This is a genomic window from Streptomyces sp. NPDC020917, assembly GCF_044333795.1.
Lineage (GTDB): Bacteria > Actinomycetota > Actinomycetes > Streptomycetales > Streptomycetaceae > Actinacidiphila.
In genome coordinates this window covers 73,579-95,889 of the sequence record NZ_JBIRRR010000002.1, presented here as the reverse complement: position 1 = coordinate 95,889, position 22,311 = coordinate 73,579, and the positions used below count along the sequence as shown (strand labels likewise).

General features: G+C 72.7%; 20 protein-coding genes. 11 read left to right on the top strand and 9 right to left on the bottom strand.

Features of this window, described 5'->3' with window-relative positions:
* Positions 1-102: 102 nt before the first annotated feature.
* On the top strand, positions 103-516 hold the full coding sequence (locus tag ACH4TG_RS04355; protein WP_398241175.1) for a DUF6325 family protein: 414 nt from the start codon (positions 103-105) through the stop codon (positions 514-516).
* Positions 517-600: 84 nt separating this feature from the next.
* Entirely contained in the window at positions 601-879 is a 279-nt protein-coding gene (locus tag ACH4TG_RS04350) for an SHOCT domain-containing protein (RefSeq protein WP_398240633.1), read from the top strand.
* A 124-nt stretch (positions 880-1,003) separates the two neighbouring features.
* Here the strand turns inward: ACH4TG_RS04350 and ACH4TG_RS04345 are convergent, their stop codons facing one another.
* The gene (locus ACH4TG_RS04345) at positions 1,004-2,410 is read right to left on the bottom strand and encodes a DUF2252 domain-containing protein (RefSeq protein ID WP_398240632.1); all 1,407 of its coding nucleotides are present in this window, start codon (positions 2,408-2,410) and stop codon (positions 1,004-1,006) included.
* A gap of 53 nt (positions 2,411-2,463) precedes the next feature.
* The gene (locus ACH4TG_RS04340) at positions 2,464-2,895 is read right to left on the bottom strand and encodes a hypothetical protein (RefSeq protein ID WP_398240631.1); all 432 of its coding nucleotides are present in this window, start codon (positions 2,893-2,895) and stop codon (positions 2,464-2,466) included.
* 147 nt (positions 2,896-3,042) lie between these two features.
* Here ACH4TG_RS04340 and ACH4TG_RS04335 point away from each other — a divergent pair, with 147 nt between their 5' ends.
* On the top strand, positions 3,043-3,714 hold the full coding sequence (locus tag ACH4TG_RS04335; protein WP_398240630.1) for a GntR family transcriptional regulator: 672 nt from the start codon (positions 3,043-3,045) through the stop codon (positions 3,712-3,714).
* Positions 3,711-5,024 carry a nitrate/nitrite transporter gene (locus tag ACH4TG_RS04330; RefSeq protein ID WP_398240629.1) on the top strand — a complete coding sequence of 438 codons (1,314 nt, stop codon included), beginning with the start codon at positions 3,711-3,713 and terminating at the stop codon, positions 5,022-5,024. Before ACH4TG_RS04335 ends, ACH4TG_RS04330 begins: the two co-directional genes overlap by 4 nt.
* Before the next feature lie 85 nt (positions 5,025-5,109).
* Here the strand turns inward: ACH4TG_RS04330 and ACH4TG_RS04325 are convergent, their stop codons facing one another.
* Positions 5,110-5,934 (bottom strand): maleylpyruvate isomerase family mycothiol-dependent enzyme, encoded by an 825-nt coding sequence (locus ACH4TG_RS04325; RefSeq protein WP_398240628.1) that lies wholly within the window; start codon positions 5,932-5,934, stop codon positions 5,110-5,112.
* 132 nt (positions 5,935-6,066) lie between these two features.
* On the opposite strand from ACH4TG_RS04325, the gene ACH4TG_RS04320 reads away from it, so the two are divergent.
* Positions 6,067-6,858 carry a carbon-nitrogen family hydrolase gene (locus tag ACH4TG_RS04320; protein WP_398240627.1) on the top strand — a complete coding sequence of 264 codons (792 nt, stop codon included), beginning with the start codon at positions 6,067-6,069 and terminating at the stop codon, positions 6,856-6,858.
* 66 nt (positions 6,859-6,924) lie between these two features.
* On the opposite strand, the gene ACH4TG_RS04315 is transcribed toward ACH4TG_RS04320, so the two are convergent.
* Positions 6,925-7,428 carry an LURP-one-related/scramblase family protein gene (locus ACH4TG_RS04315; RefSeq protein WP_398240626.1) on the bottom strand — a complete coding sequence of 168 codons (504 nt, stop codon included), beginning with the start codon at positions 7,426-7,428 and terminating at the stop codon, positions 6,925-6,927.
* Positions 7,429-7,516: 88 nt separating this feature from the next.
* Here ACH4TG_RS04315 and ACH4TG_RS04310 point away from each other — a divergent pair, with 88 nt between their 5' ends.
* On the top strand, positions 7,517-9,430 hold the full coding sequence (locus tag ACH4TG_RS04310) for an NHL domain-containing thioredoxin family protein (protein ID WP_398240625.1): 1,914 nt from the start codon (positions 7,517-7,519) through the stop codon (positions 9,428-9,430).
* Here the strand turns inward: ACH4TG_RS04310 and ACH4TG_RS04305 are convergent.
* Positions 9,424-9,660: a DUF6458 family protein gene (locus ACH4TG_RS04305; RefSeq protein ID WP_398240624.1), complete on the bottom strand. Its 237-nt coding sequence runs from the start codon at positions 9,658-9,660 to the stop codon at positions 9,424-9,426. The genes ACH4TG_RS04310 and ACH4TG_RS04305 overlap by 7 nt on opposite strands.
* Before the next feature lie 191 nt (positions 9,661-9,851).
* On the opposite strand from ACH4TG_RS04305, the gene ACH4TG_RS04300 reads away from it, so the two are divergent.
* On the top strand, positions 9,852-11,072 hold the full coding sequence (locus ACH4TG_RS04300) for a hypothetical protein (RefSeq protein WP_398240623.1): 1,221 nt from the start codon (positions 9,852-9,854) through the stop codon (positions 11,070-11,072).
* Positions 11,073-11,135: 63 nt separating this feature from the next.
* On the opposite strand, the gene ACH4TG_RS04295 is transcribed toward ACH4TG_RS04300, so the two are convergent.
* Together ACH4TG_RS04295 and ACH4TG_RS04290 are read right to left on the bottom strand one after the other, a co-directional pair.
* Complete coding sequence (locus ACH4TG_RS04295; protein WP_398240622.1) at positions 11,136-12,434, bottom strand: M18 family aminopeptidase; 1,299 nt, start codon at positions 12,432-12,434, stop codon at positions 11,136-11,138.
* Between the two features lie 156 nt (positions 12,435-12,590).
* A complete protein-coding gene (locus ACH4TG_RS04290; RefSeq protein ID WP_398240621.1) occupies positions 12,591-14,417 on the bottom strand; it encodes an acyl-CoA dehydrogenase in 1,827 nt (608 codons plus the stop codon).
* A 163-nt stretch (positions 14,418-14,580) separates the two neighbouring features.
* Here ACH4TG_RS04290 and ACH4TG_RS04285 point away from each other — a divergent pair, with 163 nt between their 5' ends.
* Both ACH4TG_RS04285 and ACH4TG_RS04280 read left to right on the top strand, forming a co-directional pair.
* On the top strand, positions 14,581-15,060 hold the full coding sequence (locus tag ACH4TG_RS04285; protein ID WP_398240620.1) for an SseB family protein: 480 nt from the start codon (positions 14,581-14,583) through the stop codon (positions 15,058-15,060).
* Between the two features lie 220 nt (positions 15,061-15,280).
* Positions 15,281-16,243 carry a pirin family protein gene (locus ACH4TG_RS04280; RefSeq protein WP_398240619.1) on the top strand — a complete coding sequence of 321 codons (963 nt, stop codon included), beginning with the start codon at positions 15,281-15,283 and terminating at the stop codon, positions 16,241-16,243.
* A 67-nt stretch (positions 16,244-16,310) separates the two neighbouring features.
* Here the strand turns inward: ACH4TG_RS04280 and ACH4TG_RS04275 are convergent, their stop codons facing one another.
* A complete protein-coding gene (locus tag ACH4TG_RS04275) occupies positions 16,311-16,904 on the bottom strand; it encodes a TetR/AcrR family transcriptional regulator (RefSeq protein ID WP_398240618.1) in 594 nt (197 codons plus the stop codon).
* Between the two features lie 128 nt (positions 16,905-17,032).
* Here ACH4TG_RS04275 and ACH4TG_RS04270 point away from each other — a divergent pair, with 128 nt between their 5' ends.
* Positions 17,033-18,037: an ABC transporter permease gene (locus tag ACH4TG_RS04270; protein ID WP_398240617.1), complete on the top strand. Its 1,005-nt coding sequence runs from the start codon at positions 17,033-17,035 to the stop codon at positions 18,035-18,037.
* Between the two features lie 192 nt (positions 18,038-18,229).
* Here the strand turns inward: ACH4TG_RS04270 and ACH4TG_RS04265 are convergent, their stop codons facing one another.
* A complete protein-coding gene (locus ACH4TG_RS04265; RefSeq protein ID WP_398240616.1) occupies positions 18,230-20,326 on the bottom strand; it encodes a SpoIIE family protein phosphatase in 2,097 nt (698 codons plus the stop codon).
* A gap of 121 nt (positions 20,327-20,447) precedes the next feature.
* Between ACH4TG_RS04265 and aspS the strand changes: the two genes are divergently transcribed.
* The gene (aspS, locus tag ACH4TG_RS04260) at positions 20,448-22,214 is read left to right on the top strand and encodes an aspartate--tRNA ligase (RefSeq protein WP_398240615.1); all 1,767 of its coding nucleotides are present in this window, start codon (positions 20,448-20,450) and stop codon (positions 22,212-22,214) included.
* Positions 22,215-22,311: the final 97 nt, after the last annotated feature.

The window sequence follows — 22,311 nt, the reverse complement described above, 5'->3', positions numbered from 1 at the left end:
CGGAGCGTTACGGGCTGATTTGCGGGGGTATGAGTGGGGTGCTGCAATGAAGGGGTCGAATGTGCCATCGGAGGTACGCCTGTGAGCACCGAACTCGAGGAGATGGGTCCCGTCGACTACGTGGTGGTCGAGTTCCCGGGCAGCAGGATGACCAGTGAGGGTCTGCCGCTGCTCGTGGATCTGGTCGATCGCGGGATCATCAGAATCATCGACCTGCTGTTCGTCAAGAAGGAGTTGGACGGGTCGTTGACGGCGCTGGAGCTGAGCGGGGCGACCGGGGAAGGGATCCCCGAACTCGCCGTGTTCGAGGGGGCCGCGTCGGGGCTGCTCGGCGAGGAGGACCTCGCCGAGGCCGCGTCCGTGATCGAACCGGGGAACTCGGCGGGCGTGCTGGTCTACGAGAACGCCTGGGCCGCGCCGTTCGCCGCGGCGCTCCGGCGCGGCGGCGCGCAGATGGTCGCGAGCGGCCGCATCCCGCTGCAGGACCTGATGGACGCCCTGGAGCCCGCCTCGTAAGGCCGAGGTCGCGGGCAGGACAGGACAGGGCAGGCGCCGCGCCGAAGTCCGGCGCGGGAGGGGTGCGGGAAAGGGAGTGGAACCATGCCGGGACTTCTCAGGGGAGTCGCGCGGACGGCCGTGGTGGCCGGCACCGCGACCGCCGTGTCGAACCGCGTGTCGCGCCGCCAGGAGGGCCGCTGGGCCGCGCAGGAGGGCTACCACCAGGAGGTCGCGCCCGAGCCCGCGCCGCAGGTCCGTACGCAGGAGGACGCCATGTCCGCCAAGGTCGCGCAGCTCAAGGACCTCGGCGACCTCAAGGCGTCGGGCGTGCTGACGGAGGAGGAGTTCGAGGAGCAGAAGCGCCGCATCCTCGACACCTGATCCAGTAATCCCCTTTCAAGACCTTTCACGGTGCGGGCCGGGTGAATGAACACCCGGCCCGCACCATCACGCTCGGCCGCCCCGGACGCGGGATCCGCACCGCCTCATGCGGCCACCCGCCGACTCACGCCGACTGGGTGGCCACCCGCCCGGTCCGCACCGCCTTGGCCAGCGCGTCGAAGTCCCGCTCGTTCTGGTCCGCGTACAGCTCGGCGAACTCGGCCAGCGCCCGGTCGAACACGTCGCCGCTGCCCAGGTACGAGGCGATCGCGATCCGGTCGCCGGAACGGGCGTGCGCGCGGGCCAGGGTGGCGCCGCACAGCTCCCCGAATGCGCGCATGCCCTGGGGCACCATGAGTTCGGGCTGGGCGATGCCCTTCCAGTCGCGCAACTGCCGCACGTAGAAGTCGCGCCGGCGCCCGTCGAGGCCGTCGACCCGCTCCCAGCCGAGGAAGATGTCGCTGGTGGCCTGCATCAGCCGCTGGCCGCTCACCACGCGCTCGCCCTCCGTGCGGTGGCCTGCGGAGCCGCAGTACGGTTCGAGCACCGAGGGGCCGGCCTCCTTGGCCTGCAGGATCAGCGGGTCCTCGCTGTCCCGGCCGAGCAGCAGCACGATCCAGCAGCGGGTGCCGACGCTGCCGACGCCGACGACCTTCCGGGCCATGCCGGCGACGCGGTACTGGTCCAGCAGGAACCGCCGGTCGGTCTGCAGGGTGCGGCCGTAGCGGCGGAGGAGCCGGACGAGCTGGCGTTCCAGCTCGTTGCGGTCGGCGTCGTCCAGCAGGTCGCGCAACGGCACGATCAGCGGCGGGTCGGCGGCCAGCCGGCGCTCGCCGTCGACCGTATCGGTGAGCTTGTCGAACGCCTGCAGGTTGTCGCGGGCGCGGGCCTTGTCGGCGGCCTCCTGCCACATCCGGCGGCCGCGGGCACTCACCTTCGGGCTGAACTGCTTCCGCACCCAGTCCTCGTCGAACCGGGTGTACCAGACCGCCAGGTTGCCCATCCCGGCGTAGGCGCGCATCCGCTCGCGGTAGGAGCGGACGGCCGCGCGGACGATGCCGGCGCGCTGCTTGGTGCTGAAGCCGTTGGCGCGGGCGGCGATGACCAGGCTCGCCGACAGGCGTTTGACGTCCCACTCGAACGGGCCGGGCAGGGTCTCGTCGAAGTCGTTGATGTCGAACATCAGGTGGCGTTCCGGGGAGGCCAGCAGCCGGAAGTTGAGGAGGTGCGCGTCACCGCACAGCTGGGCCCTGATGCCGGACTGCGGGGTGTCGGCCAGGTCCATGGCCATGACGCCGGCCGCGCCGCGGTAGAAGCGGAACGGCGATTCGGTCATCCGTCCGTAGCGGATCGGGACCAGTTCCTGCACCCGGGCCGCGGACTGCTCCTCGACGACGTCCACCACGTCGGGGCGGTCGTACGCGGGGGAGTACTCCGCGTGGCTCGAACGGGGCGCGGCCGCGCGGGCCTTGCGGCCGAGCGCGGCTCGCTCCTCGGGAGTGGCAGGTGTGGGGGGTGTGCGGGGTGGCATGGTTCGTCGTCTCCCACGGTGGGGGCGTCCGCGGTCGGCGGGTGCCCCCCGGGTCAGCGGGCGCGTGTGTGGCGGCTGCCGCCGGTGCACAGGGCCCAGATGACGAACACGTTGATCGCGATCAGGGTCAGCGCCCAGAACGGGTAGTACGGGATCCACATGAAGTTGGCGAGCATCACCAGGGCGGCCATGACGATGCCGACGAAGCGGGCCCACAGCGCGCCGGTGAACAGCGCGGCGCCGGCCAGGGCCACCAGGACGCCCAGGACCAGGTGGATCCAGCCCCAGGCGGTGAGGTCGAACTTGTAGACGTAGTTGCGGGTGGCGACGAAGACCTGGTCCTTGGCGATCGCGGCGATGCCCTGGAAGATCGCCATCACTCCGCCGAAGATCATCAGGACCGCGGCGAACACCGTCCACCCGGTGCGCCAGCCCGAGTCGTCCTCGTGGTCGAGATCGTCCCGGCGGATGTCTGCTGTGGTCATGGACGGGCTCCTCTCGTCGCCCTCTCAGCCTGACACGGCCCCTTGCAGTCGGCATGTCAACGGCGTCCGCCCTGGTCGGTCGGGGGGCGTCCGGATGGCGGAAGGGTGTATCACGCAGGCATCTGTTGTATCTATGATGTGCGCATCATGGATGCCACCGCTGTCGCCGCCGCACCGGCGGCCAAGTCCCCGCCCGCCGCCGAGCGGGTCTACCAGCACGTCAAGTCCGGGGTCCTGGACCGCAGTTACGAGGGCGGGACGCTGCTCACCGAGGGGGACCTGGCCGAGGCGGTCGGGGTGTCGCGGACCCCGGTGCGCGAGGCGCTGCTGCGGCTGGAGGCCGAGGGGCTGCTCAAGCTCTACCCGAAGAAGGGCGCCCTGGTGCTGCCGGTGTCGGCGCAGGAGATCGCCGACGTGGTGGAGACCCGGCTGCTCGTCGAGCGGCACGCGGTGCGCAAGTTCGCCGGCGGCGTCCCGGCCGGGCTGATCGAGCGGCTGGAGGAGTCGCTGGACGAGCAGCGGGTGCACGCCGGCAGCGGCGACCTGGCCGCGTTCGCCGTCGCCGACCGCTGCTTCCACGCCGAGATCGTGCGCGCCTCGGGCAACCGCATCCTGGCCCAGCTCTACGACCAGCTCCGCGACCGCCAGCTGCGGATGGGCGTGGCCACCATGCACGCCGAACCGAGCCGGGTCGCCAAGAACATCGCCGAGCACACCGAGATCCTGCAGGCGCTGCGCGACGGCGCGCTGGAGACCGCCGAGGCGGCGGTCGGCCGGCACGTGACCTGGGTCAGCACCCTCGCCCGGGGCGAGTCGTGAGCGCCAGGACCCTGCCGGGCGACCCACCGGGCGGCCGGCGGGCGGCCCTGGTCTGGGGCGTGGGCACCCTCGTCTACCTGGTGGCCGTCGTCCACCGCACCAGCCTGGGCGTCGCCGGCATCGACGCCGCCGAACGCTTCCACATCGGCGCCTCCGCGCTGTCGACGTTCTCCATCCTCCAGGTGCTGGTCTACGCAGGGATGCAGATACCCGTCGGCCTGATGGTCGACCGGCTCGGCACCAAGAGGGTGCTGATGCTCGGAGCGATGCTGTTCACCGTGGGCCAGGGGGCGTTCGCGCTGTCGCACTCCTACGGGATGGCGCTGACCGCGCGGGCGGTGCTCGGCTGCGGTGACGCGATGACGTTCGTGAGCGTGCTGCGGCTCGGCTCGCGCTGGTTCCCCGCACGTCGCGGGCCGCTGATCGCCCAGGGCGCGGCGCTGTTCGGGGTGGCCGGCAACCTGGTGTCGACGGTGGCCCTGTCACGGCTGCTGCACACGGCCGGCTGGACCCCCACCTTCCTCGGCACGGCGCTGGGCGGGGCCCTGGTGCTCGTGCTGGTCGCGCTGTTCCTGAAGGACCACCCCGAGGGCTTCGAGCCCGCGCCCGTCGAGCACGCCGGCGCCGCCTACGTCCGCCGGCAGATCGCCGCCTCCTGGCGCGAGCCCGGCACCCGGCTCGGCATGTGGACGCACTTCACCACGCAGTTCTCCGGCATGGTCTTCCTGCTGCTGTGGGGGCTGCCGTACCTCGTCGAGGACCAGGGGCTGTCGCGCGGCGCGGCCGGCGGGCTGCTGACGCTGGTGGTCGTCGCCAACATGGTCTTCGGGATGCTGTTCGGGCAGCTGATCGCCCGTCACCACGGGCTGCGGATGCCGCTGACCCTCGGCGTGATCGCGGCGACCGCCGCCGCGTGGGCGGTGGTGCTGAGCTGGCCCGGCGGCCAGGACCCGATGTGGCTGCTGGTCGTGCTGTGCGTGGTGCTCGGCGCGTGCGGTCCCGGCTCGATGATCGGCTTCGACTTCGCCCGGCCCGCGAACCCGCCGGAGCGGTTCGGGACCGCCTCCGGCATCGTCAACATCGGCGGCTTCACCGCCTCGGTGATCACCCTGCTGGCGATCGGCGTGCTGCTGGACGCCACCGGCGACGACTACCGCGTCGCGTGGAGCAGCGTGTTCGTGCTGCAGGCGCTGGGCACCGTGCAGATCCTGCGGCTGCGGCGCACCGCCGAGCGGCTGGAGCGCGAGCGGATCGCCGTGAGCCGGGTGGAGAGCGTGCACCGCACGGCGCCCGCGCCGGTCGGCGACTGACCGGCGCGCCCGTCCGGCGGACGGGCTCCGTCCCGCGGTGCGGGCGGGGGCTTCCGCCCGCGCCCGCGGGCCGGTTGGCGGGCCGTCAGCGGGTGACGGCGATGTGGGACAGGATCGCGTCGGCCAGGTCGCCGTCGCCCTCGATCTTCAGCTTGTCGGCGACCGCGGCGGGCCTGACCCGGCCGGCCAGCAGCCGCAGGAACGTCTCCCAGTCCACGATGAACGTCACGGCCGGGCCCAGCGACACCGCGGAGTCGATCGTGGCGTGTCCCTCGGCGCTCACGCGGACCGTGCGCATGAACTCCAGCGGGCCGTGCACGTCGAAGACCACCGCGGAGCCGGGCCGGGCCCCCGCGTCCTCGGCGACCAGCTTCGGCAGCGCGCGCAGCACGTAGTCACGGGACAGCACGGCCGCCGCCGACGCGAGGTTGCCGGGCGTGTCCAGGGCCCGGCGCAGGTCCTGCTCGTGCACCCAGACGTCGAACACCCGTCCCCACAGCTGCTCTTCGAGGGTGATCTGGCCGCCGCCGATGGCGCGCACCTCGGCGTCGGGCTGCCGCGACTCGTTCCGCAGCTGCCGGCAGCGGCGGATGATCGTGTACTCCAGCTCCGAGGTCATCTCCGGCGCGGTGTGGTGCCGCCGGGTGTCGACCGGGACCTCGGTGTAGCGGGCCATCTCGCTGTCGATGTGGCGCAGGTCGCTGGGCAGGGTGTGGATCGGGCGCGGGTCGCCGAGCAGCTCGCACTCGAAGCCGATGATGTGGGAGACGACGTCCCGCACGGACCAGTAGGGGCACTCGGTCGGCCGGTTCCACTCGCCCTCGGCGAGCGGGGACACCAGGTCGTTGATGGACTCTATGGAGTGGGTCCAGGCGTCGATGTACGGCTGGAGTTGGCTGTGGACGGTCACGGGACCCCTCGACGGTCGGGCGCGGTCGTGGTGGTTGGCGCCTAAGTTACGCTGCGCGCGGGCGCCCACGCAGTGCTTTCGAGTGACGATGGTAGGCCCGACTTCGACCACCAACGTATGGGCGGTGACCCAGTGCGCGCAACGCTTCTCCAGATCGACGTGGACCCGGCGGAGAAGGTCGTGGACCGGCGGGAGCGCGTGGCCGCGCTCGTCCGCTCCCAGACCGGTGCCGATCTTGTGGTGCTGCCCGAACTGTGGCCCGTCGGCGCCTTCGCGGCGGACGACTTCGCCGCCGAGGCCGAGCCGGTCGACGGCGGCCCGACCGCCCTCGCGATGGCGGCCGCGGCCCGGGACGCCGGGGTGTGGCTGCACGCCGGCTCGATCGTCGAACGCGACCCCGAAGGGCCCCTCTACAACACCTCGCTGCTGTTCGCGCCGGACGGCGAGCTGCACGCCGCGTACCGCAAGATCCACCGGTTCGGCTTCGACGAGGGCGAGGCCGCCGTGATGTCCGCCGGCCGCGAGATCGTCGCCGCCCGGCTGCCGCAGACCGTGCTGGGCCTCGCCACCTGCTACGACCTGCGCTTCCCCGAGCAGTTCCGGCTGCTGGTGGACGCCGGCGCCGAGCTGCTGGTGGTGCCCGCGGGCTGGCCGGCCCGCCGCCTGGCGCACTGGCGGCTGATGGTCCAGGCACGGGCGGTGGAGTCGCAGGCGTACGTGCTGGCCTGCGGGACGGCCGGCACCCACGCCGGGGTCGAGCAGGCCGGGCACAGCATGGTCGTCGACCCGTGGGGCGAGGTGCTGGCCGAGGCGGGCCCCGGCGAGCAGACCCTCACCGTCGACCTCGACCCCGCCAGGGTGGCCGCCACCCGCGCGGACTTCCCCGTCCTGCGCGACCGCGTCCTCGGCCTGCCCAAGCCGTAGCGGACGGTGCCGTGACGGACCGCGCCGTGACCGGCGGCGCCGCAGAGAGCTGTCCGCGCGGCCGGCTCAGTGGTGCTCGTGCTCTTCGTGCTCCTTGTGCACGAGCCTGTCCACGCACACCGCGATCGCGATGAGCATCGCCGCGTCGGCGTCCTCGCGTTCGACGTCGATGGCGTAGGCGTCGCGCAGACTGAACCAGCGGCGGGAGATGCGGGCGAGCCGCTCCCCCTCGTACTCGATGTCGAACTCCTTGTCGATGAGGTCGCCGCGGATCTCCAGCTCCTCGCCGGAGGCCAGCTCCGCGCGGTAGACCTCGTGCAGCAGGGCCAGCCGCTTCTTCTTCACGGTCACCAGGACCTGCCCGTCGCGCTCGACGGTCATCGCGTCCCGCAGGCTCAGCAGCTTCTTGTGCACGACGGCGACCACCGCGCCCGACGGGTCCTGGAGCTGCAGCGTCTCCCGCACCCGCAGGACCTTGCCGTCCACGTAGAACGCCCGGTTCCCCGACTCGTCCTCGATCCAGAAGTCGTCGCCGATCGCGAACATCTTCTCCCGCACCACGTATTTCATGCCGCCACATCTACCCGCCCGGCCGGTGTCCCACCCGGCAGGGGCCCTGATCAGCGCAGTCCGGGCGGGCGGTGGCACTCTGGAGGGCATGAACGCTCCCTCCTCGCTCCCCCACCGCCGCGCCCGGGTCCGGGCCCCCGAGCTGATCGGCAAGGGCGGCTGGCTGAACACCGGCGGCAAGCAGGTCACCCTCGCCGACCTGCGCGGATCCATCGTGATCCTGGACTTCTGGACGTTCTGCTGCGTGAACTGCCTGCACGTCCTGGACGAGCTGCGGGAGCTGGAGGAGCGGCACAGCGACACCGTGGTGATCGTGGGCGTGCACTCGCCGAAGTTCGTGCACGAGGCGGAGCACCAGTCGGTGGTCGACGCCGTGGAGCGCTACGAGGTGCACCACCCGGTGCTGGACGACCCCGACCTGGCCACCTGGCGCCAGTACGCGGTCCGTGCCTGGCCGACGTTGGTGGTCATCGACCCCGAGGGCTATGTGGTGGCGCAGCACGCCGGCGAGGGCCATGCGCACGCGCTGGAGCGGCTCGTCACCCGGCTGGAGCAGGACCACGCCGCGAAGGGGACGCTGCGCCGCGGGGACGGCCCCTACGTGCCGCCGGAGCCGGTCGCGACCGACCTGCGCTTCCCCGGGAAGGCGGTGGCGCTGCCCGGGTCGGGGCACTACCTGGTCTCGGACTCCACCCGGCACGCCCTGGTGGAGCTGGCCGCGGACGGCGAGACGGTGGTCCGCCGGATCGGCACCGGCGAGCGCGGGCTGGTGGACGGCGACGCGGCGACCGCCCGGTTCAGCGAGCCGCAGGGGCTGGCGCTGCTGCCCGACGGCAGCGTGGTGGTCGCGGACACCGTCAACCACGCGCTGCGCCGGGTCGACGTGGAGACCGGACGGGTCACCACGCTCGCCGGCACCGGCCGCCAGTGGTGGCAGGGCTCGCCGACGTCCGGGCCGGCCCGCGAGGTGGCGCTGTCCTCGCCGTGGGACGTCGCCTGGTTCGAGGACCGCGTGTGGATCGCGATGGCCGGCGTCCACCAGCTGTGGACGTACGACCCGCGGCGCGAGCGGGTCGAGGTCGCCGCCGGCACCACCAACGAGGGCCTGGTCGACGGCCACGCCCGCGACGCCTGGTTCGCCCAGCCGTCCGGACTGGCCGCGGCCGGCAGCCGGCTGTGGATCGCCGACTCCGAGACGTCGGCGCTGCGCTGGGCCGAGCGGTCCGCGGACGGCGAGGACGGCTACGTGGTCCGCACCGCCGTCGGCACCGGCCTGTTCGACTTCGGGCACCGCGACGGCCCGGCCGGGCAGGCGCTGCTCCAGCACCCGCTGGGCGTCACCGTGCTGCCGGACGGATCGGTCGCGGTCAGCGACACCTACAACAACGCGCTGCGCCGCTACGACCCGGTCAGCGGCGAGGTGTCGACGCTGGCGACCGACCTGCGCGAGCCGTCCGGCGCGGTCGTGGTGGACGGCGACATCGTCGTCGTGGAGTCGGCCGGCCACCGGCTGACCCGGATGCACCTGCCCGAGGAGGCGGTGCGGGTCGAGGCGGTCGCCCACCGCACGCAGCGGGCCGCGACCGACGTGGCGCCGGGCGCGTTCCGGCTGGACGTGGTGTTCTCGGCGCCGGCCGGCCAGAAGCTGGACGAGCGGTACGGCCCGTCGACCCGGCTGCTGGTCAGCGCGACCCCGCCGGAGCTGCTCGCGGAGGGCGCGGGCAAGGGCACGGACCTCTTCCGCGACCTGGTCCTCGACCCGGCCGTGCCCGAGGGCGTGCTGCACGTGTCCGCGATGGCCGCGTCCTGCGACGACGACCCCGGCAACGAGTACCCGGCGTGCCACGTCCACCAGCAGGACTGGGGTGTGCCGGTGCGGCTGGCGGACCGCGGCGACAGCCGCCTGGCCCTGGTGCTGGCCGGCATGGACACGGGCGCTGACGCCGCGCCGGACGCGGGCGCTGACGCCGCGCCGGACGCCGGCGCGCGCGCCGGTCAGTAGCGCTGGTCCGGGTAGTACCGCTCCTCCACCACCGGCGGCACGTCGCCGTCGGGGGTGGGGGGCACCCGGCGCCGCTTGAAGATGCTCACGTACGCGGCGAGGCCGATGGCGCCCACGCCCATCATGATCAGACCGACGAGGTCGAGGTTGACGCCCTTCATGTGCCAGTCGGTGGCGAAGGTGAGGATCGCGCCTACCGCGATCAGGATGATGCAGCCTCCGATGCCCACAATGCCCGCCTCCAGAGGTCGAGTTCATCAGTGGTCTGCCGGTTCGCCTGCCCCGGCTCGATGCGGACACACCCCGGCCCGTCCAGGGGGCTGAGGACCTGACGGGCTGAGGGGGTGTCACATACGGCCGCGGCCGGGCGTGGGAAGAGCGACGGATCTTCCCCCACCCTCCCCGATCGGAGAACTCGCCCATGCGCGTGCGTACGTCAGCCGCCGTCGCGGCCGCCGCCACCCTGCTCGCCATCGGAACGGCCACCGTCGCGGGCGCCGCGCCGGCACGCGCCGGCGGTTCGCTCACCGCCCAGCCGGTGCCGCCCGGCGCCGGACGGCTGTTCAGCAGTGCGCAGATCGACGCCCACACGACCTGGGCGGCGGGCATGTGGACGCGGATGAACGGCAAGGCGGAGGTGGACACGCCGATGCTGCTGAGCCGGGACGACCGCGACGGCACCGGCTGGCACGAGGTACGGCTGCCGGCGTACGACGGCGGCAGCAACGAGATCAACTCGGTGGCGGCCGTGCCCGGTCGCGCGCACCAGGCATGGGCGGTGGGGCTGGCGGACAGCTCGCAGGGCGACGGCCTGCCCGGCCGCGGCACGCCCGGCCCGATGATCGCGGACCGCTGGGACGGGCACGCCTGGCAGTCCTTCCCGGTGCCCCTGCCGGACCGGTCCGAGTTCGGCGGCCTGACGCAGGTGGGCGCGGCCGCGCCGGACGACGTGTGGGCGGTCGGCTGGGCGCAGATCCTCGACAGCGCCACCCCCATCCCCGGAAAGCCCGGCGGCTACCAGGTCGAGGACCACTTCGAGGCGCTCGCCGAGCACTGGGACGGGCACGCCTGGACCAGGATCGCGATGCCGGACCAGCAGAGCTTCCTGCCCAACCGGATGGCGGTCGGCGGGCCGGACGACATATGGGCGGCCGGGTACGACGGGCAGAATGACGTGCCGGAGATCCAGCACTGGAACGGGCGCGCCTGGACCGTCGAGACGCTGCCCTCGACCGGGCTGGCCGGCGAGTTCTACGCGGTCGGCGTCGACGCGTCCGGCACGCCCTGGGCGGTGGGCCGTACGGTGCTCACCGAGACCGACACGGGCCACCCGCTGGTGCTGCGCAAGACGGGTGGCCAGTGGCGCAGCGTCCGGGTCCCGGGCGTCAAGGGCCAGCTCGGCGCGCTGGCGTTCACCCCGGACGGCGTGGCCGTCGCCGGCGGCCAGGTCGACGGCCCCGCGTCGTTCGCGTTGCGTTACGACGGGGTCCGCTGGCACGAGCTGGCGCTGCCGGCCGGCAGCGGGCCGCTCCAGCTGAACGGCATGTCGTACGGCGCCGCGCACGGCCTGACGGTCGTCGGCGACGTCGCGTCGCCGGCCGGCCCGGCCGGCGCGGTACCGCTCGTGCTCGGCGACCGCTGAGCCGTCGCTCCGGCGCGCGGAGGAGGCCCGCAGCCGTGTCCCCCGGGTGCGGGCCTTCGGCGGTCAGCCCTGCAGGAAGGCGGCGAGCGCGGACGCCAGCAGGTGCGGGTCGTCGGCGCCGCACAGCTCCCGCACGGAGTGCATCGACAGGATCGGCACGCCGATGTCGACGGTGGTGATGCCGAGCCGGGCCGCGGTGATCGGGCCGATGGTCGTCCCGCAGGGCATGGCGTTGCTGGACACGAAGTGCTGGAACGGCACCCCGGCACGGTCGCAGGCGGCGGCGAAGACGCCGCGGCCGGAGCCGTCGGTGGCGTAGCGCTGGTTGACGTTGGTCTTGAGGATGGGGCCGCCGTTGGCCCGCGGGTGGTGCGTGGGGTCGTGCCGCTCGGCGTAGTTGGGGTGCACCGCGTGGCCGACGTCGGAGGAGACGCAGATCGTGCCGGCCAGGGCGCGCCTGCGGTCCTCGTAGTCGCCGCCGCGGGCGTGCACCGAGCGCTCCAGGAGGGTGCCGAGCAGCGGGCCCTGGGCGCCGGTGTCGGACTCGCTGCCGTTCTCCTCGTGGTCGAACGCGGCGAGGACCGGGATGTACGGCAGGGCGTCGCCGTCCGCGGCGACCGCGGCGAGCGCGGCGACGCAAGCGTGCGTCGACAGCAGGTTGTCCAGCCGCGGCGAGGCCAGCAGCTCCCGGTCGCGGCCGAGGTAGGCGGGCGGCTGCACGTCGTGCGTCATCAGGTCCCAGCCGACGACGTCGGCCGGGTCCAGGTCGGCCTCCGCGGCCAGGAACTCCACCAGGTCGCCCTCGCGGCTGTCGCCCAGGCCCCACAGCGGCTGCAGGTGCCGCTGCTTGTCGAGCTTGAGGCCGTTGTCGTTGACGCCGCGGTCGAGGTGGATGGCGAGCTGGGCGACGCGCAGCAGCGGGCGGTCCACGTTCACCAGCCGGGTCGAGCCGTCGCGCAGCGCGAGCCGGCCGGCCAGGCCCAGGTCGCGGTCGAGCCAGCTGTTGAGCAGGGGGCCGCCGTAGATCTCCACGGCCACCTGGCGCCAGCCCGCGGAGCCCATGTCGGGCAGCGGCTTGACCCGCAGGTTCGGTGAGTCGGTGTGCGCGCCGATCACCCGGAACGGCGTCTCGGGGCGGGCGCCGCCGGGCACGTACCAGGCGATCAGCGCGCCGCCGCGCAGCACGTACTTCCCGCCGGCCGAGTCGTCCCAGCGCTCGGTCTCCTCCAGCCGGCGGAATCCGGCCTTCTCCAGCCGCGCGGCAGCCGACGCCACCGCGTGGTACGGCGACGGGCTGGCCTGGACGAACGCGGCCAGGTCGTCGGTGTGGGTGCGGTCGAACACGTGCGGCTGAAGGTTCATGGCGCCAGCTTAGTTTCGGCCACGCGAACGGGCCGCCGTCCCCCGGTGGGGAACGGCGGCCCGCGTGGGCGCTGCGTCGAGGCCGTGCCGACCCCGTGTCGAGCCCGCCTCGAGGGCGTCTCGACTCCGGGCGGCGGGCCCGCGGCCCGAAGGTGCCTAGAAGGCGGTCTCGTCCAGGTCCATCACGTCGAGGGTGACGGCCTCGGCGAGGGTGCGCTGCACGCCGACGCCCGGCAGGATCTGCGTGGCGAAGAACTTCGCCGCGGCGATCTTGCCCGTGTAGAACGCGACGTCCTTGCCGGTGGCGCCGGGCAGCTTGTCGGCGGCCACGCTCGCGCCCTTGAGCAGCAGGTAGGCGACGACCACGTCACCGGAGGCGAGCAGCAGGCGGGTGGTGTTCAGGCCCACCTTGTAGATCGACCGGACGTCCTGCTCGGTGGCGGCGAGGTCGGCCAGCATGGTGCCGACGATCGCCTCCAGGTCGACCGCGGCCTTGGCGAGCTGCTCGCGGGCGGCCGCCAGCTCCTCGCCGCCGGTGGCCTCGGCGAGGAACTTCTTGATCTCCTCGCTGAGCGTGGTCAGCGCCTGGCCCTGGTCGCGGACGATCTTCCGGAAGAAGTAGTCCTGGCCCTGGATCGCCGTGGTGCCCTCGTAGAGGGTGTCGATCTTGGCGTCCCGGATGTACTGCTCGATCGGGTACTCCTGCAGGTAGCCGGAGCCGCCGAAGGTCTGCAGCGACTGGGCGAGCTGCTCGTAGGACTTCTCCGAGCCGTAGCCCTTGACGATGGGCAGCAGCAGGTCGTTGAGGCCGTTCAGCCGCGTGGCGTCCTCGCCGGCCGCCTCGGCGGCCTGGATCGCGTCCTGCACCGTGGCGGTGTAGAGCACCAGGGCCCGCATGCCCTCGGCGTACGCCTTCTGCGTCATCAGGGAGCGGCGCACGTCGGGGTGGTGGGTGATGGTGACCTTGGGCGCGGTCTTGTCCATGAACTGCGACAGGTCGGTGCCCTGCACGCGCTCCTTGGCGTACTCCAGCGCGTTCAGGTAGCCGGTGGACAGGGTGGCGATCGCCTTGGTGCCGACCATCATGCGGGCGAACTCGATGATCCGGAACATCTGCCGGATGCCGTCGTGCTTCTCGCCGATCAGCCAGCCCTTGGCGGGGTGCTTGTCGCCGAACGTCATCTCGCAGGTGTTGGACGCCTTGAGGCCCATCTTGTGCTCGACGTTGGTGGCGTACACGCCGTTGCGCGCGCCCAGTTCGCCGGTCTCGAAGTCGAACTCGTACTTCGGGACCATGAACAGCGACAGGCCCTTGGTGCCGGGTCCGGCGCCCTCGGGGCGGGCCAGCACGTAGTGGATGATGTTCTCGGCCATGTCGTGCTCGCCCGAGGTGATGAAGCGCTTGACGCCCTCGATGTGCCAGCTGCCGTCCTCCTGGCGGACCGCCTTGGTACGGCCGGCGCCGACGTCCGAGCCGGCGTCCGGCTCGGTGAGCACCATCGTGGAGCCCCACTGCTTGTCCACGGCGAGCGCCGCGATCTTCTTCTGCTCCTCGGTGCCCTCGTCGAAGAGGATGCCGGCGAACGCCGGGCCGGAGGAGTACATCCAGATCGCCGGGTTGGAGCCCAGCACCAGCTCGGCGTACGACCAGATCAGGGAGCGTGGCGCGGTGGTGCCGCCGATCTCCTCGGGCAGGCCCAGGCGCCAGTACTCGGCGTCCATGAACGCCTGGTAGCTCTTCTTGAAGGTGTCGGGGATCGGCGCGGTGTTGGTGTCCGGGTCGAACACCGGCGGGGTGCGGTCCGCGTCCGCGAACGAGTCCGCCAGTTCGTTCTCGGCCAGGCGCGCCAGCTCACCGAGGATGTCCTTCGCGGTCTCCATGTCCATCTCCGCGAACGGACCCGTGCCGTAGAGCTGGTCGCGGCCGAGCACCTCGAAGAGGTTGAACTCGATGTCGCGGAGGTTCGACTTGTAGTGGCCCATGACGACGGCTCCGTATCGCTGCTGCTGTCACAACTGGTCGGGAAGTGATCGGGAAGGAAGAAGAGTGGCTGTACCGAAATGATGCTACCCGTCAGTAATAAGACGCAACCCCTTCCGGGCGGATGTGACCGGGCCCTCGCCGGGGCCGGTTAGGCTAGGGCGCGTGTACGGCTACGAGCAGAGCGTGAACCCTGGGCCCGGCGGACCGGTCCCGGGTCCCGACGCCATGGCCGGATCCATGGGCGGCGGCTACCCGGACCCGGCGCCCGCCTACCCCGAGCCGTCGCCGCCGTCGCTGGCCGACGCGGTGCGGGCCTTCACCACCGGGTCGATGTCCGCCGAGGACTTCCAGGCGATCTTCGCCACGTCCAAGGTGTACTGCCCGCGCGGCGAGAACCCCGGGTTCCTGGCGCTGCACGACACCCAGCAGCCGGTCATCCCGATGTTCAGCTCGCTCAAGGAGCTGCGCCGGTACGCCGGCAAGGAGTCGAAGTACTTCGTGATCACCGGCGCCGAGGTGCTGGACCTGCTGCCGACCGGCTACGGCTTCGTGATCGACATCGACGGGCAGCACCGGATGGTGTTCGACGCCAAGGCCGTCGAGCAGATGGTCGAGTTCACCATGCGCCGCATGTACGGCTGAGTGCTGATCCCGTTACTGCCGGCCGCGCGCACGCGGACGCCCTCGGGGTGCCGGACACCCCGCCTCGCTCCTCTCTCCCCGCTCGCCCCGTGGCGCCGGATCCGCCCGCCTTTCGCCTGCCCTGCGCGGGCCGGATCCGGTGAGGGAATGGTGACGCCTTGCGAGATGTTAAGAGTTCAACTAAATTCGTTCGTGAGACCACCGCAAGGAGGCACCCCACATGCCCGCAGTGACCGTAGAGAACCCGCTGGCGCTGCCCCGGGTGACCGCAGAACCCGATGCCGCTCCGCGCCCCGCGCTGGCCGTGTCCACCGCGCCGAGCGGCCTGGAAGGGGAGGGATTCCCGGTCCGCCGTGCCTTCGCGGGCATCGACTACCGGCACCTCGACCCGTTCATCATGATGGACCAGATGGGTGAGGTGGAGTACGCGCCCGGTGAGCCCAAGGGCACGCCCTGGCACCCGCACCGCGGCTTCGAGACCGTCACGTACATCATGGACGGCACGTTCATCCACCAGGACAGTCACGGCGGTGGCGGCACCATCACCAACGGCGACACCCAGTGGATGACCGCCGGGTCCGGCCTGCTGCACATCGAGACCCCGCCGGAGTCGCTGGTGATGAGCGGCGGCCTCTTCCACGGCCTCCAGCTGTGGGTGAACCTGCCGAAGTCCGACAAGATGATGCCGCCCAAGTACCAGGACATCCGGTCCGGCGGGCTGAAGCTGCTCACCTCGGCCGACGGCGGCTCCCTGATCCGGCTGATCGCCGGCGACCTCGGCGGCCACCAGGGGCCCGGCTCGACCCACACCCCGATCACGATGATCCACATCTCGGTGAACCCCGGGGCTCAGGTCACCCTGCCCTGGCGGGCGGACTTCAACGCGCTCGCCTACGGTCTGGCCGGACGCGGGTTCGCCGGCCCGCAGAGCCGCCCGTTCGGCATGGGCCAGGCCGTGGTCTTCGGCAAGGGCGATTCGCTGACGATCCGCGCCGACGAGTCGCAGGACTCCCACACCCCGAACTTCGAGGTGGTCCTGCTCGGCGGCCTGCCGATCCGCGAGCCGATGATGCAGTACGGCCCGTTCGTGATGAACACCCACGCCGAACTGGCCCAGGCCTTCGACGACTTCAAGGCCGGCCGGCTCGGGACCATCCCCGCCGACTCGCCCTACGGCCGCTGACGCCTGACCGCACGGGCCGGGCACGCGCACCGCGCGTGCCCGGCCCGCGGCATGTCCGCGGCCGGCGTCACCGCGGCGAGAGCAGGGTGCGCAGGCCGGTGGTGAAGGGCTCGGGGTCGTCGAGGCCGAAGACGGTGCGCTGCAGGACGTAGCCCTGGATCAGGCCCAGCGCGGCGCGGGCGCACGCCTCGGGGTCCGCGTCGGCGGGCAGGTCACCGCGGTCGCGGTAGCGGCGCATCATGACGGTCAGCATGGCCAGCAGCGTGGCGAAGCCGTCCTGCACGCGCTCGCGCAGCTCGGGGGAGCGCATCGACTCCGACCAGATCTGCAGCAGTACGTCCCGGGTCTCCTGGTCGAGCAGCGGCGCGATACGCGCGGCGGGGACGCCGGCCAGCAGGTCGGGCAGCGCGGGCGGCGGCTCCTGGGCGAAGTACTCGGCCAGATCGTCGGTGACCCGGTCCAGGGACTCCTCGGCGATCGCGTTGATCAGCTCGTCCTTGCCCGCGAAGTAGCGGTAGAAGGCCCCGGCCGACAGGCCCATCTCGCCCAGCAGGTCCTGCATCGACGTGGCGTGGAAGCCGTTGGCGGCGAAGCAGCGGCGGGCGCCGGCGAGGATCTGCCGGCGGCGGGCGTCGGTGTGTTCCTGGGAGACCCGGGGCATGGGGCCCACGGTAAAGCGAACGTTCCTTTCTTGACAACGCGAGCGGTGCGGCGCAGGCTGGGATGGCCCGTAAAAACGAATGTTCATTCTCTTTAGGGGATCCGATGGCCCGCCCCACACCGCGCCCGATGGCCCGCAGCGCCGCCCTGATCGTCGTCCTGCCGCTGGTCGCGGCGTTCCTGCTGTGGGCCTTCTCCTGGCCGGCTGCCCGCACCGCCCCGCGCGACCTCCCGCTGGGCGTCGCCGGCCCCGAGCGCGCGGTCACCCAGGTCGAGCAAGGACTGGCCGGGCACGCCGGCAGCGGCGCGTTCGCCGTACACCGGTACGCGGACGCGGCGGCCGCCAGGACCGGGATCGAGCACCGCGAGGTCTATGGCGCGGTGGTCGCCGGCCCCCAGGGGCTCCGGGTGCTCACCGCCTCCGCGGCCTCGCCTGCCGTGGCCGCCTTGCTGCAGCAGGTCGCCGCGGAGCTGCCGGGCGGGCCCGCGCCGGTGACCGACGTCGTCCCGCTGCCGTCCGCCGACCCGCGCGGCGCCGCCTTCTCCGCGTCCGTGCTGCCCACCGTGGTGACCGGCCTCGCCGTGGGCGCCCTCGCCTGCCTCGCCCTGGGCGGGGTGCGGCAGCGCCTGGCGGTGCTGGTGCTGTCCGCGGCGGCCGTGGGCGCGACGGCCGTGGCCCTGGGGAACACCTGGCTCGGGGTGCTGACCGGCGGCGTCGTGGCGGAGGGCGCGGTGGTGGCGCTGCTCGTGCTGGGGGTCGCGGCCGCGGTGTGCGGCCTGGGCGCGCTGCTGGGCCCCAAGGGCATCGGGCTCGGCTCGCTGGTGGTGATGATGCTGGGCAACGCCTGGTCGGGGGCGAGTTCCGCGCCCGAACTGCTGCCGGACCCGGTGGGCGCGATCGGCCGGCTGCTGCCGCCCGGCGCGGGGGCCGCGGCCCTGCGGGACACCGCCTTCTTCCACGGCCACGGCGCGCGCGGGCCGCTGCTGGTCCTCGCCGCCTGGGCCGGGATCGGGCTCGCGCTGACCGCGGTCGCCACCCGCGTGGCGCACCGCCGGCTTCAGGCCGAGGTGGCCTCCACGCCGGCCGCGGCGCCGTTCCTGCTGCGGGAGACCGCGGAGACCTCCGGCAGGTGAGACCGGCCGCGGGTGCCGCGCGACCTTCCGGCACCCCCGGCCCGCGGGGCCCGCAGGCAAGGGACGGCGGTGGGCCCCGCACACGCGACAGGCCGTGCGGCCCGGGATCCTCCCCCTGGTGCCGCGCGGCCCCGCGTCACGCCGTCCGAGTCCGCGCGGCCCGCGTCACACACCTCGTCACGCCGCCCCGCGTCAGCCGGCCCGTTCAGTGGGCGCCGGCGCCTCGTCCGCCGGCTCCTCGTCCAGCGCGGGCCGCGCCTCGTGCAGTTCGAACCAGATGGACTTGCCGTCGCCGCGCGGATCCACGCCCCACGCGTCGGCGAGTTCCTCCATCAGCAGCAGGCCGCGCCCGGAGGACGCCATCTCGCCGGGCGAGCGGCGGTGCGGCATGTCGTCGGACCGGTCGCCGACCTCGATGTGCAGGCTGCGGGTGCCGGGCATCCCGGTGACCTGCGCGGTCAGCGTCGCGTCCTCGTCGGTGTGCACCAGCACGTTGGTGATCATCTCGGAGACCAGCAGCACCGCCGACTCGCGCTGGTCGGGCGAGCACCAGTCGTGGAGCATCGCCCGGACGTCGTGGCGGACCGAGCGGATCATGCCCGGGTCGTTCTGCCGGACGGTCAGCACGGTGCGGCGCACCGGGACGGCGCAGGTGGGGCCGTCGGGGTCGCGGCGCAGCAGCACCAGTGCGATGTCGTCCTCGCGGCGGTCGGCCAGCGGCCCGGTGGTGTGATGGGAGGCCGGGCCGTGCACGGCCCGGACCAGCGCGTCGGCGAGCTGCTCCAGCTTCTCGGCGGGGCCCGCCTCCAGCACCTCGCACAGCCGCAGCCAGCCGCTGCTCAGGTCGTGCCCGCCGGTCTCGATCAGCCCGTCGGTGCACAGCAGCAGCACCTCGCCGGGCTCCAGCACCAGCCGGGTCGTCGGGTAGTCGGCGTCCCGCTCCACGCCCAGCGGCAGCCCGCCCGCGGTGCGCCGCAGGATGGTGGTGCCGTCGGCGAGCCGGATCGCGGGCTCGGGATGGCCGGCGCGCGCCACGTCCAGCGTGCCGGTGGCCGGATCGACCTCCAGGTACAGGCAGGTCGCGAACCGCACGTCGTCCCAGTCGGCCTCCGCGGCGAGGCCGGACAGGAACCGCGACGCCCGGGAGAGCACGGCGTCCGGGCCGTGCCCCTCGGCCGCGTAGGCGCGCAGCGCGATCCGCAGCTGGCCCATGATCCCGGCGGCCCGCACGTCGTGGCCCTGCACGTCGCCGATGACGATCGCGGTCCGGCCGGACGGCAGGTCGATCACGTCGTACCAGTCGCCGCCGACCTGGAGGCCGCCGCCGGTCGGCACGTAGCGGGCGGCGACCGCCATGCCGTCGATCTCCGGCTCGCGGGCGGGCAGCATGGTGCGCTGCAGCCCGTCGGACAGCGCCCGCTCCGACTCGTGCACATGGGCCCGCGACAGCGCCTGGGCCAGCATCCGGGCCACCGTGGTGAGCACCGACCGCTCGTCCGGGGTGAAGTCCACCGGCTCGCGGAACGCCGCCATCCACGCCCCGATCGTCGACCCGGCGACGACCAGCGGCAGGTACGCCCAGGACGTCCGCCCGTACGGCTTGACCATCGGCCAGCTGTACGGGAAGCGCTCCTGGTACGCCTCGGGGGACTGCACGTACACCGCCTGGCCGGTGCGCACCACGACCGCGGCCGGGTAGTCGGCGTTCAGCGAGACGTTCAGCAGGGCGCGGTCCAGCACCTCCTGGCCGTGGTGGCCGATGACCGACAGCCGGTCGCCGTCGACCCCGAAGACGGCGTGGCCGTCGGGGGAGAAGCCGGGCATGGACAGGGTGGCGGCGACCCGCAGCACCTCGGCGGTGGAGTCGGCCTCGGCCAGGGCCCGGCCCGCGTCCAGCAGGAAGGCCTCCCGGGAGCGCCGCCAGTCGCCGGCCGGCGCGGCGCCGCGCTGCGCGCGGTCGCGGACCTCGTGCAGGGTGCCGCTGAGCAGCGGGCCCTGCGGCCGCAGCCGGGCCCGCACCGTGCGGTGCACGGTGCCGTCCTCACCGACCACCCGCAGCAGCGACTCAGCGACGGTGCCCTCGGCGGTGGCCAGCGACACCGCGCCGGCCAGGGCGACGTAGTCGGCGGGATGCAGGCAGGCGCGCACCTCGGACGAGCGGTGCGTGGCGGGCCCGCCGGACAGCCCGAGCAACCGGGCCGCGCGCCCGTCGACCGTGACCGTGCCGGTGGATTCGTCCCACTGCCACACGCCGTATCCGACGGCGGCGAGGACGTCCTCGGTGCGCATTGGGCCAGTTTATGGGGATAGGTGAGTTATGGGTCAAGCGATCCGGCGGGGGGAGCGGTGCCCCGCGCCGGTAGGCTGTGCGGGTTCCCCCTCTATCGCGACGACCCGACTTGGACGAACGATGCACCGGTACCGGTCCCACACCTGCGGAGAGCTGCGCGCCACCGACGTCGACACCGACGTCCGCCTGTCCGGCTGGCTGCACAATCGCCGCGATCTGGGAGGCATCCTCTTCGTCGACCTGCGGGACCACTACGGCTTCACCCAGCTGGTCGTGCACCCCGGCTCGCCGGTCTACGACCAGCTCGCCGGCCAGTCCAAGGAGTCGGTGCTGCGGGTGGACGGCCGGGTGGTGGCGCGTTCCGCGGAGAACGTCAACCCGGAGCTGCCCACCGGTGAGATCGAGGTCGAGGTGACCTCGGTCGAGGTGCTCGGCGCCGCCGACCAGCTGCCGTTCCCGGTCTTCCCCGAGGACAACGCCAACGAGGAGATGCGGCTCACCAACCGCTTCCTCGACCTGCGCCGCCAGCGCATGCACCGCAACATCATGCTGCGCACCCAGGTGATCGCGTTCCTGCGCCGCGAGATGACCGCGCTCGGCTTCAACGAGATGGCCACCCCGATCCTGTCGGCCACCTCGCCCGAGGGCGCCCGCGACTTCCTGGTGCCCTCCCGGGTGCACGCCGGGAAATTCTACGCGCTGCCGCAGGCCCCGCAGCAGTTCAAGCAGCTGCTGATGATCTCCGGCTTCGACCGCTACTTCCAGATCGCGCCGTGCTTCCGCGACGAGGACTCCCGCGCCGACCGCTCGCCCGGCGAGTTCTACCAGCTCGACGTCGAGATGAGCTTCGTCGAGCAGGAGGACGTCTTCGGCGTCATCGAGAAGGTCATGACCGACCTGTTCACCGAGTTCGGCGGCGGCCGCACGGTGACCTCGCCGTTCCCGCGCATCCCGTTCCGCGAGGCGATGCTGAAGTACGGCAACGACAAGCCGGACCTGCGCACCTCGCTGGAACTCGTGGACGTTTCGGCGGTGTTCGCCGGCTCCGAGTTCAAGGCGTTCGCCGGCAAGCACGTGCGGGCGCTGGCCGTGCACGACACCGCCGACCAGCCGCGGAAGTTCTTCGACTCGCTCGGCGACTACGCGGTCTCGCTCGGCGCCAAGGGCCTGGCGTGGGTGCGGGTCGGCGACGACAACGCCCTGACCGGGCCGATCGCGAAGTTCCTCACCGAGCAGGACGTGGCCGCGCTGCTGGCCGCGGTCGGCGCCAAGCCGGGCACCGCGATCTTCTTCGGCGCCGGCGAGTTCGACGAGGTCTCGAAGATCATGGGCCCGGTGCGGGTCGAGGCGGCCAAGCGGGCCGGGCAGTTCGACGAGGGCGTCTTCCGCTTCTGCTGGATCGTGGACTTCCCGATGTTCGAGCGCAACGAGGACACCGGGCAGATCGAGTTCTCGCACAACCCGTTCTCCATGCCGCAGGGCGGCCTGGAGGCGCTGCGGACCAAGGACCCGCTGGACATCCTGGCCTGGCAGTACGACATCGTCTGCAACGGCATCGAGCTGTCGTCCGGCGCGATCAGGAACCACGAACCGGACGTGATGTACGAGGCGTTCGAGATCGCCGGGTACGACCGGGCCACGGTCGAGGCCGAGTTCGGCGGCATGCTGCGCGCCTTCCACTACGGCGCGCCGCCGCACGGCGGCATCGCCCCGGGCGTGGACCGCATGGTCATGCTGCTCGCGGACGAGCCCAACATCCGCGAGACGATCGCGTTCCCGCTCAACCAGAACGCCCAGGACCTCCTCATGGGCGCGCCCTCCGAGGTGACCGAGGCGCGCCTGCGGGAGCTGCACCTCCAGCTCCGCAAGCCCCCGCAGAAGTCCTGAACCCCGCGCCCCGATCCGGGAGTGCGCCGAAGCGCCCTGACGGGCCGGACCGTCGGCGCACTTCCCGGAACCGGAGGCAACCCGGGCGGGGGTCCAG

What these genes read in the sequence shown, in the direction of transcription:
- ACH4TG_RS04355 (WP_398241175.1), top strand. Translation starts at nt 103, where the DNA reads ATGGGTCCCGTCGACTACGTGGTGGTCGAGTTCCCGGGCAGCAGGATG.
- ACH4TG_RS04350 (WP_398240633.1), top strand. Translation starts at nt 601, where the DNA reads ATGCCGGGACTTCTCAGGGGAGTCGCGCGGACGGCCGTGGTGGCCGGC.
- ACH4TG_RS04345 (WP_398240632.1), bottom strand. Translation starts at nt 2,410, where the DNA reads ATGCCACCCCGCACACCCCCCACACCTGCCACTCCCGAGGAGCGAGCC.
- ACH4TG_RS04340 (WP_398240631.1), bottom strand. Translation starts at nt 2,895, where the DNA reads ATGACCACAGCAGACATCCGCCGGGACGATCTCGACCACGAGGACGAC.
- ACH4TG_RS04335 (WP_398240630.1), top strand. Translation starts at nt 3,043, where the DNA reads ATGGATGCCACCGCTGTCGCCGCCGCACCGGCGGCCAAGTCCCCGCCC.
- ACH4TG_RS04315 (WP_398240626.1), bottom strand. Translation starts at nt 7,428, where the DNA reads ATGAAATACGTGGTGCGGGAGAAGATGTTCGCGATCGGCGACGACTTC.
- ACH4TG_RS04310 (WP_398240625.1), top strand. Translation starts at nt 7,517, where the DNA reads ATGAACGCTCCCTCCTCGCTCCCCCACCGCCGCGCCCGGGTCCGGGCC.
- ACH4TG_RS04300 (WP_398240623.1), top strand. Translation starts at nt 9,852, where the DNA reads ATGCGCGTGCGTACGTCAGCCGCCGTCGCGGCCGCCGCCACCCTGCTC.
- ACH4TG_RS04295 (WP_398240622.1), bottom strand. Translation starts at nt 12,434, where the DNA reads ATGAACCTTCAGCCGCACGTGTTCGACCGCACCCACACCGACGACCTG.
- ACH4TG_RS04290 (WP_398240621.1), bottom strand. Translation starts at nt 14,417, where the DNA reads ATGGGCCACTACAAGTCGAACCTCCGCGACATCGAGTTCAACCTCTTC.
- ACH4TG_RS04280 (WP_398240619.1), top strand. Translation starts at nt 15,281, where the DNA reads ATGCCCGCAGTGACCGTAGAGAACCCGCTGGCGCTGCCCCGGGTGACC.
- ACH4TG_RS04275 (WP_398240618.1), bottom strand. Translation starts at nt 16,904, where the DNA reads ATGCCCCGGGTCTCCCAGGAACACACCGACGCCCGCCGCCGGCAGATC.
- ACH4TG_RS04270 (WP_398240617.1), top strand. Translation starts at nt 17,033, where the DNA reads ATGGCCCGCAGCGCCGCCCTGATCGTCGTCCTGCCGCTGGTCGCGGCG.
- ACH4TG_RS04265 (WP_398240616.1), bottom strand. Translation starts at nt 20,326, where the DNA reads ATGCGCACCGAGGACGTCCTCGCCGCCGTCGGATACGGCGTGTGGCAG.
- aspS (WP_398240615.1), top strand. Translation starts at nt 20,448, where the DNA reads ATGCACCGGTACCGGTCCCACACCTGCGGAGAGCTGCGCGCCACCGAC.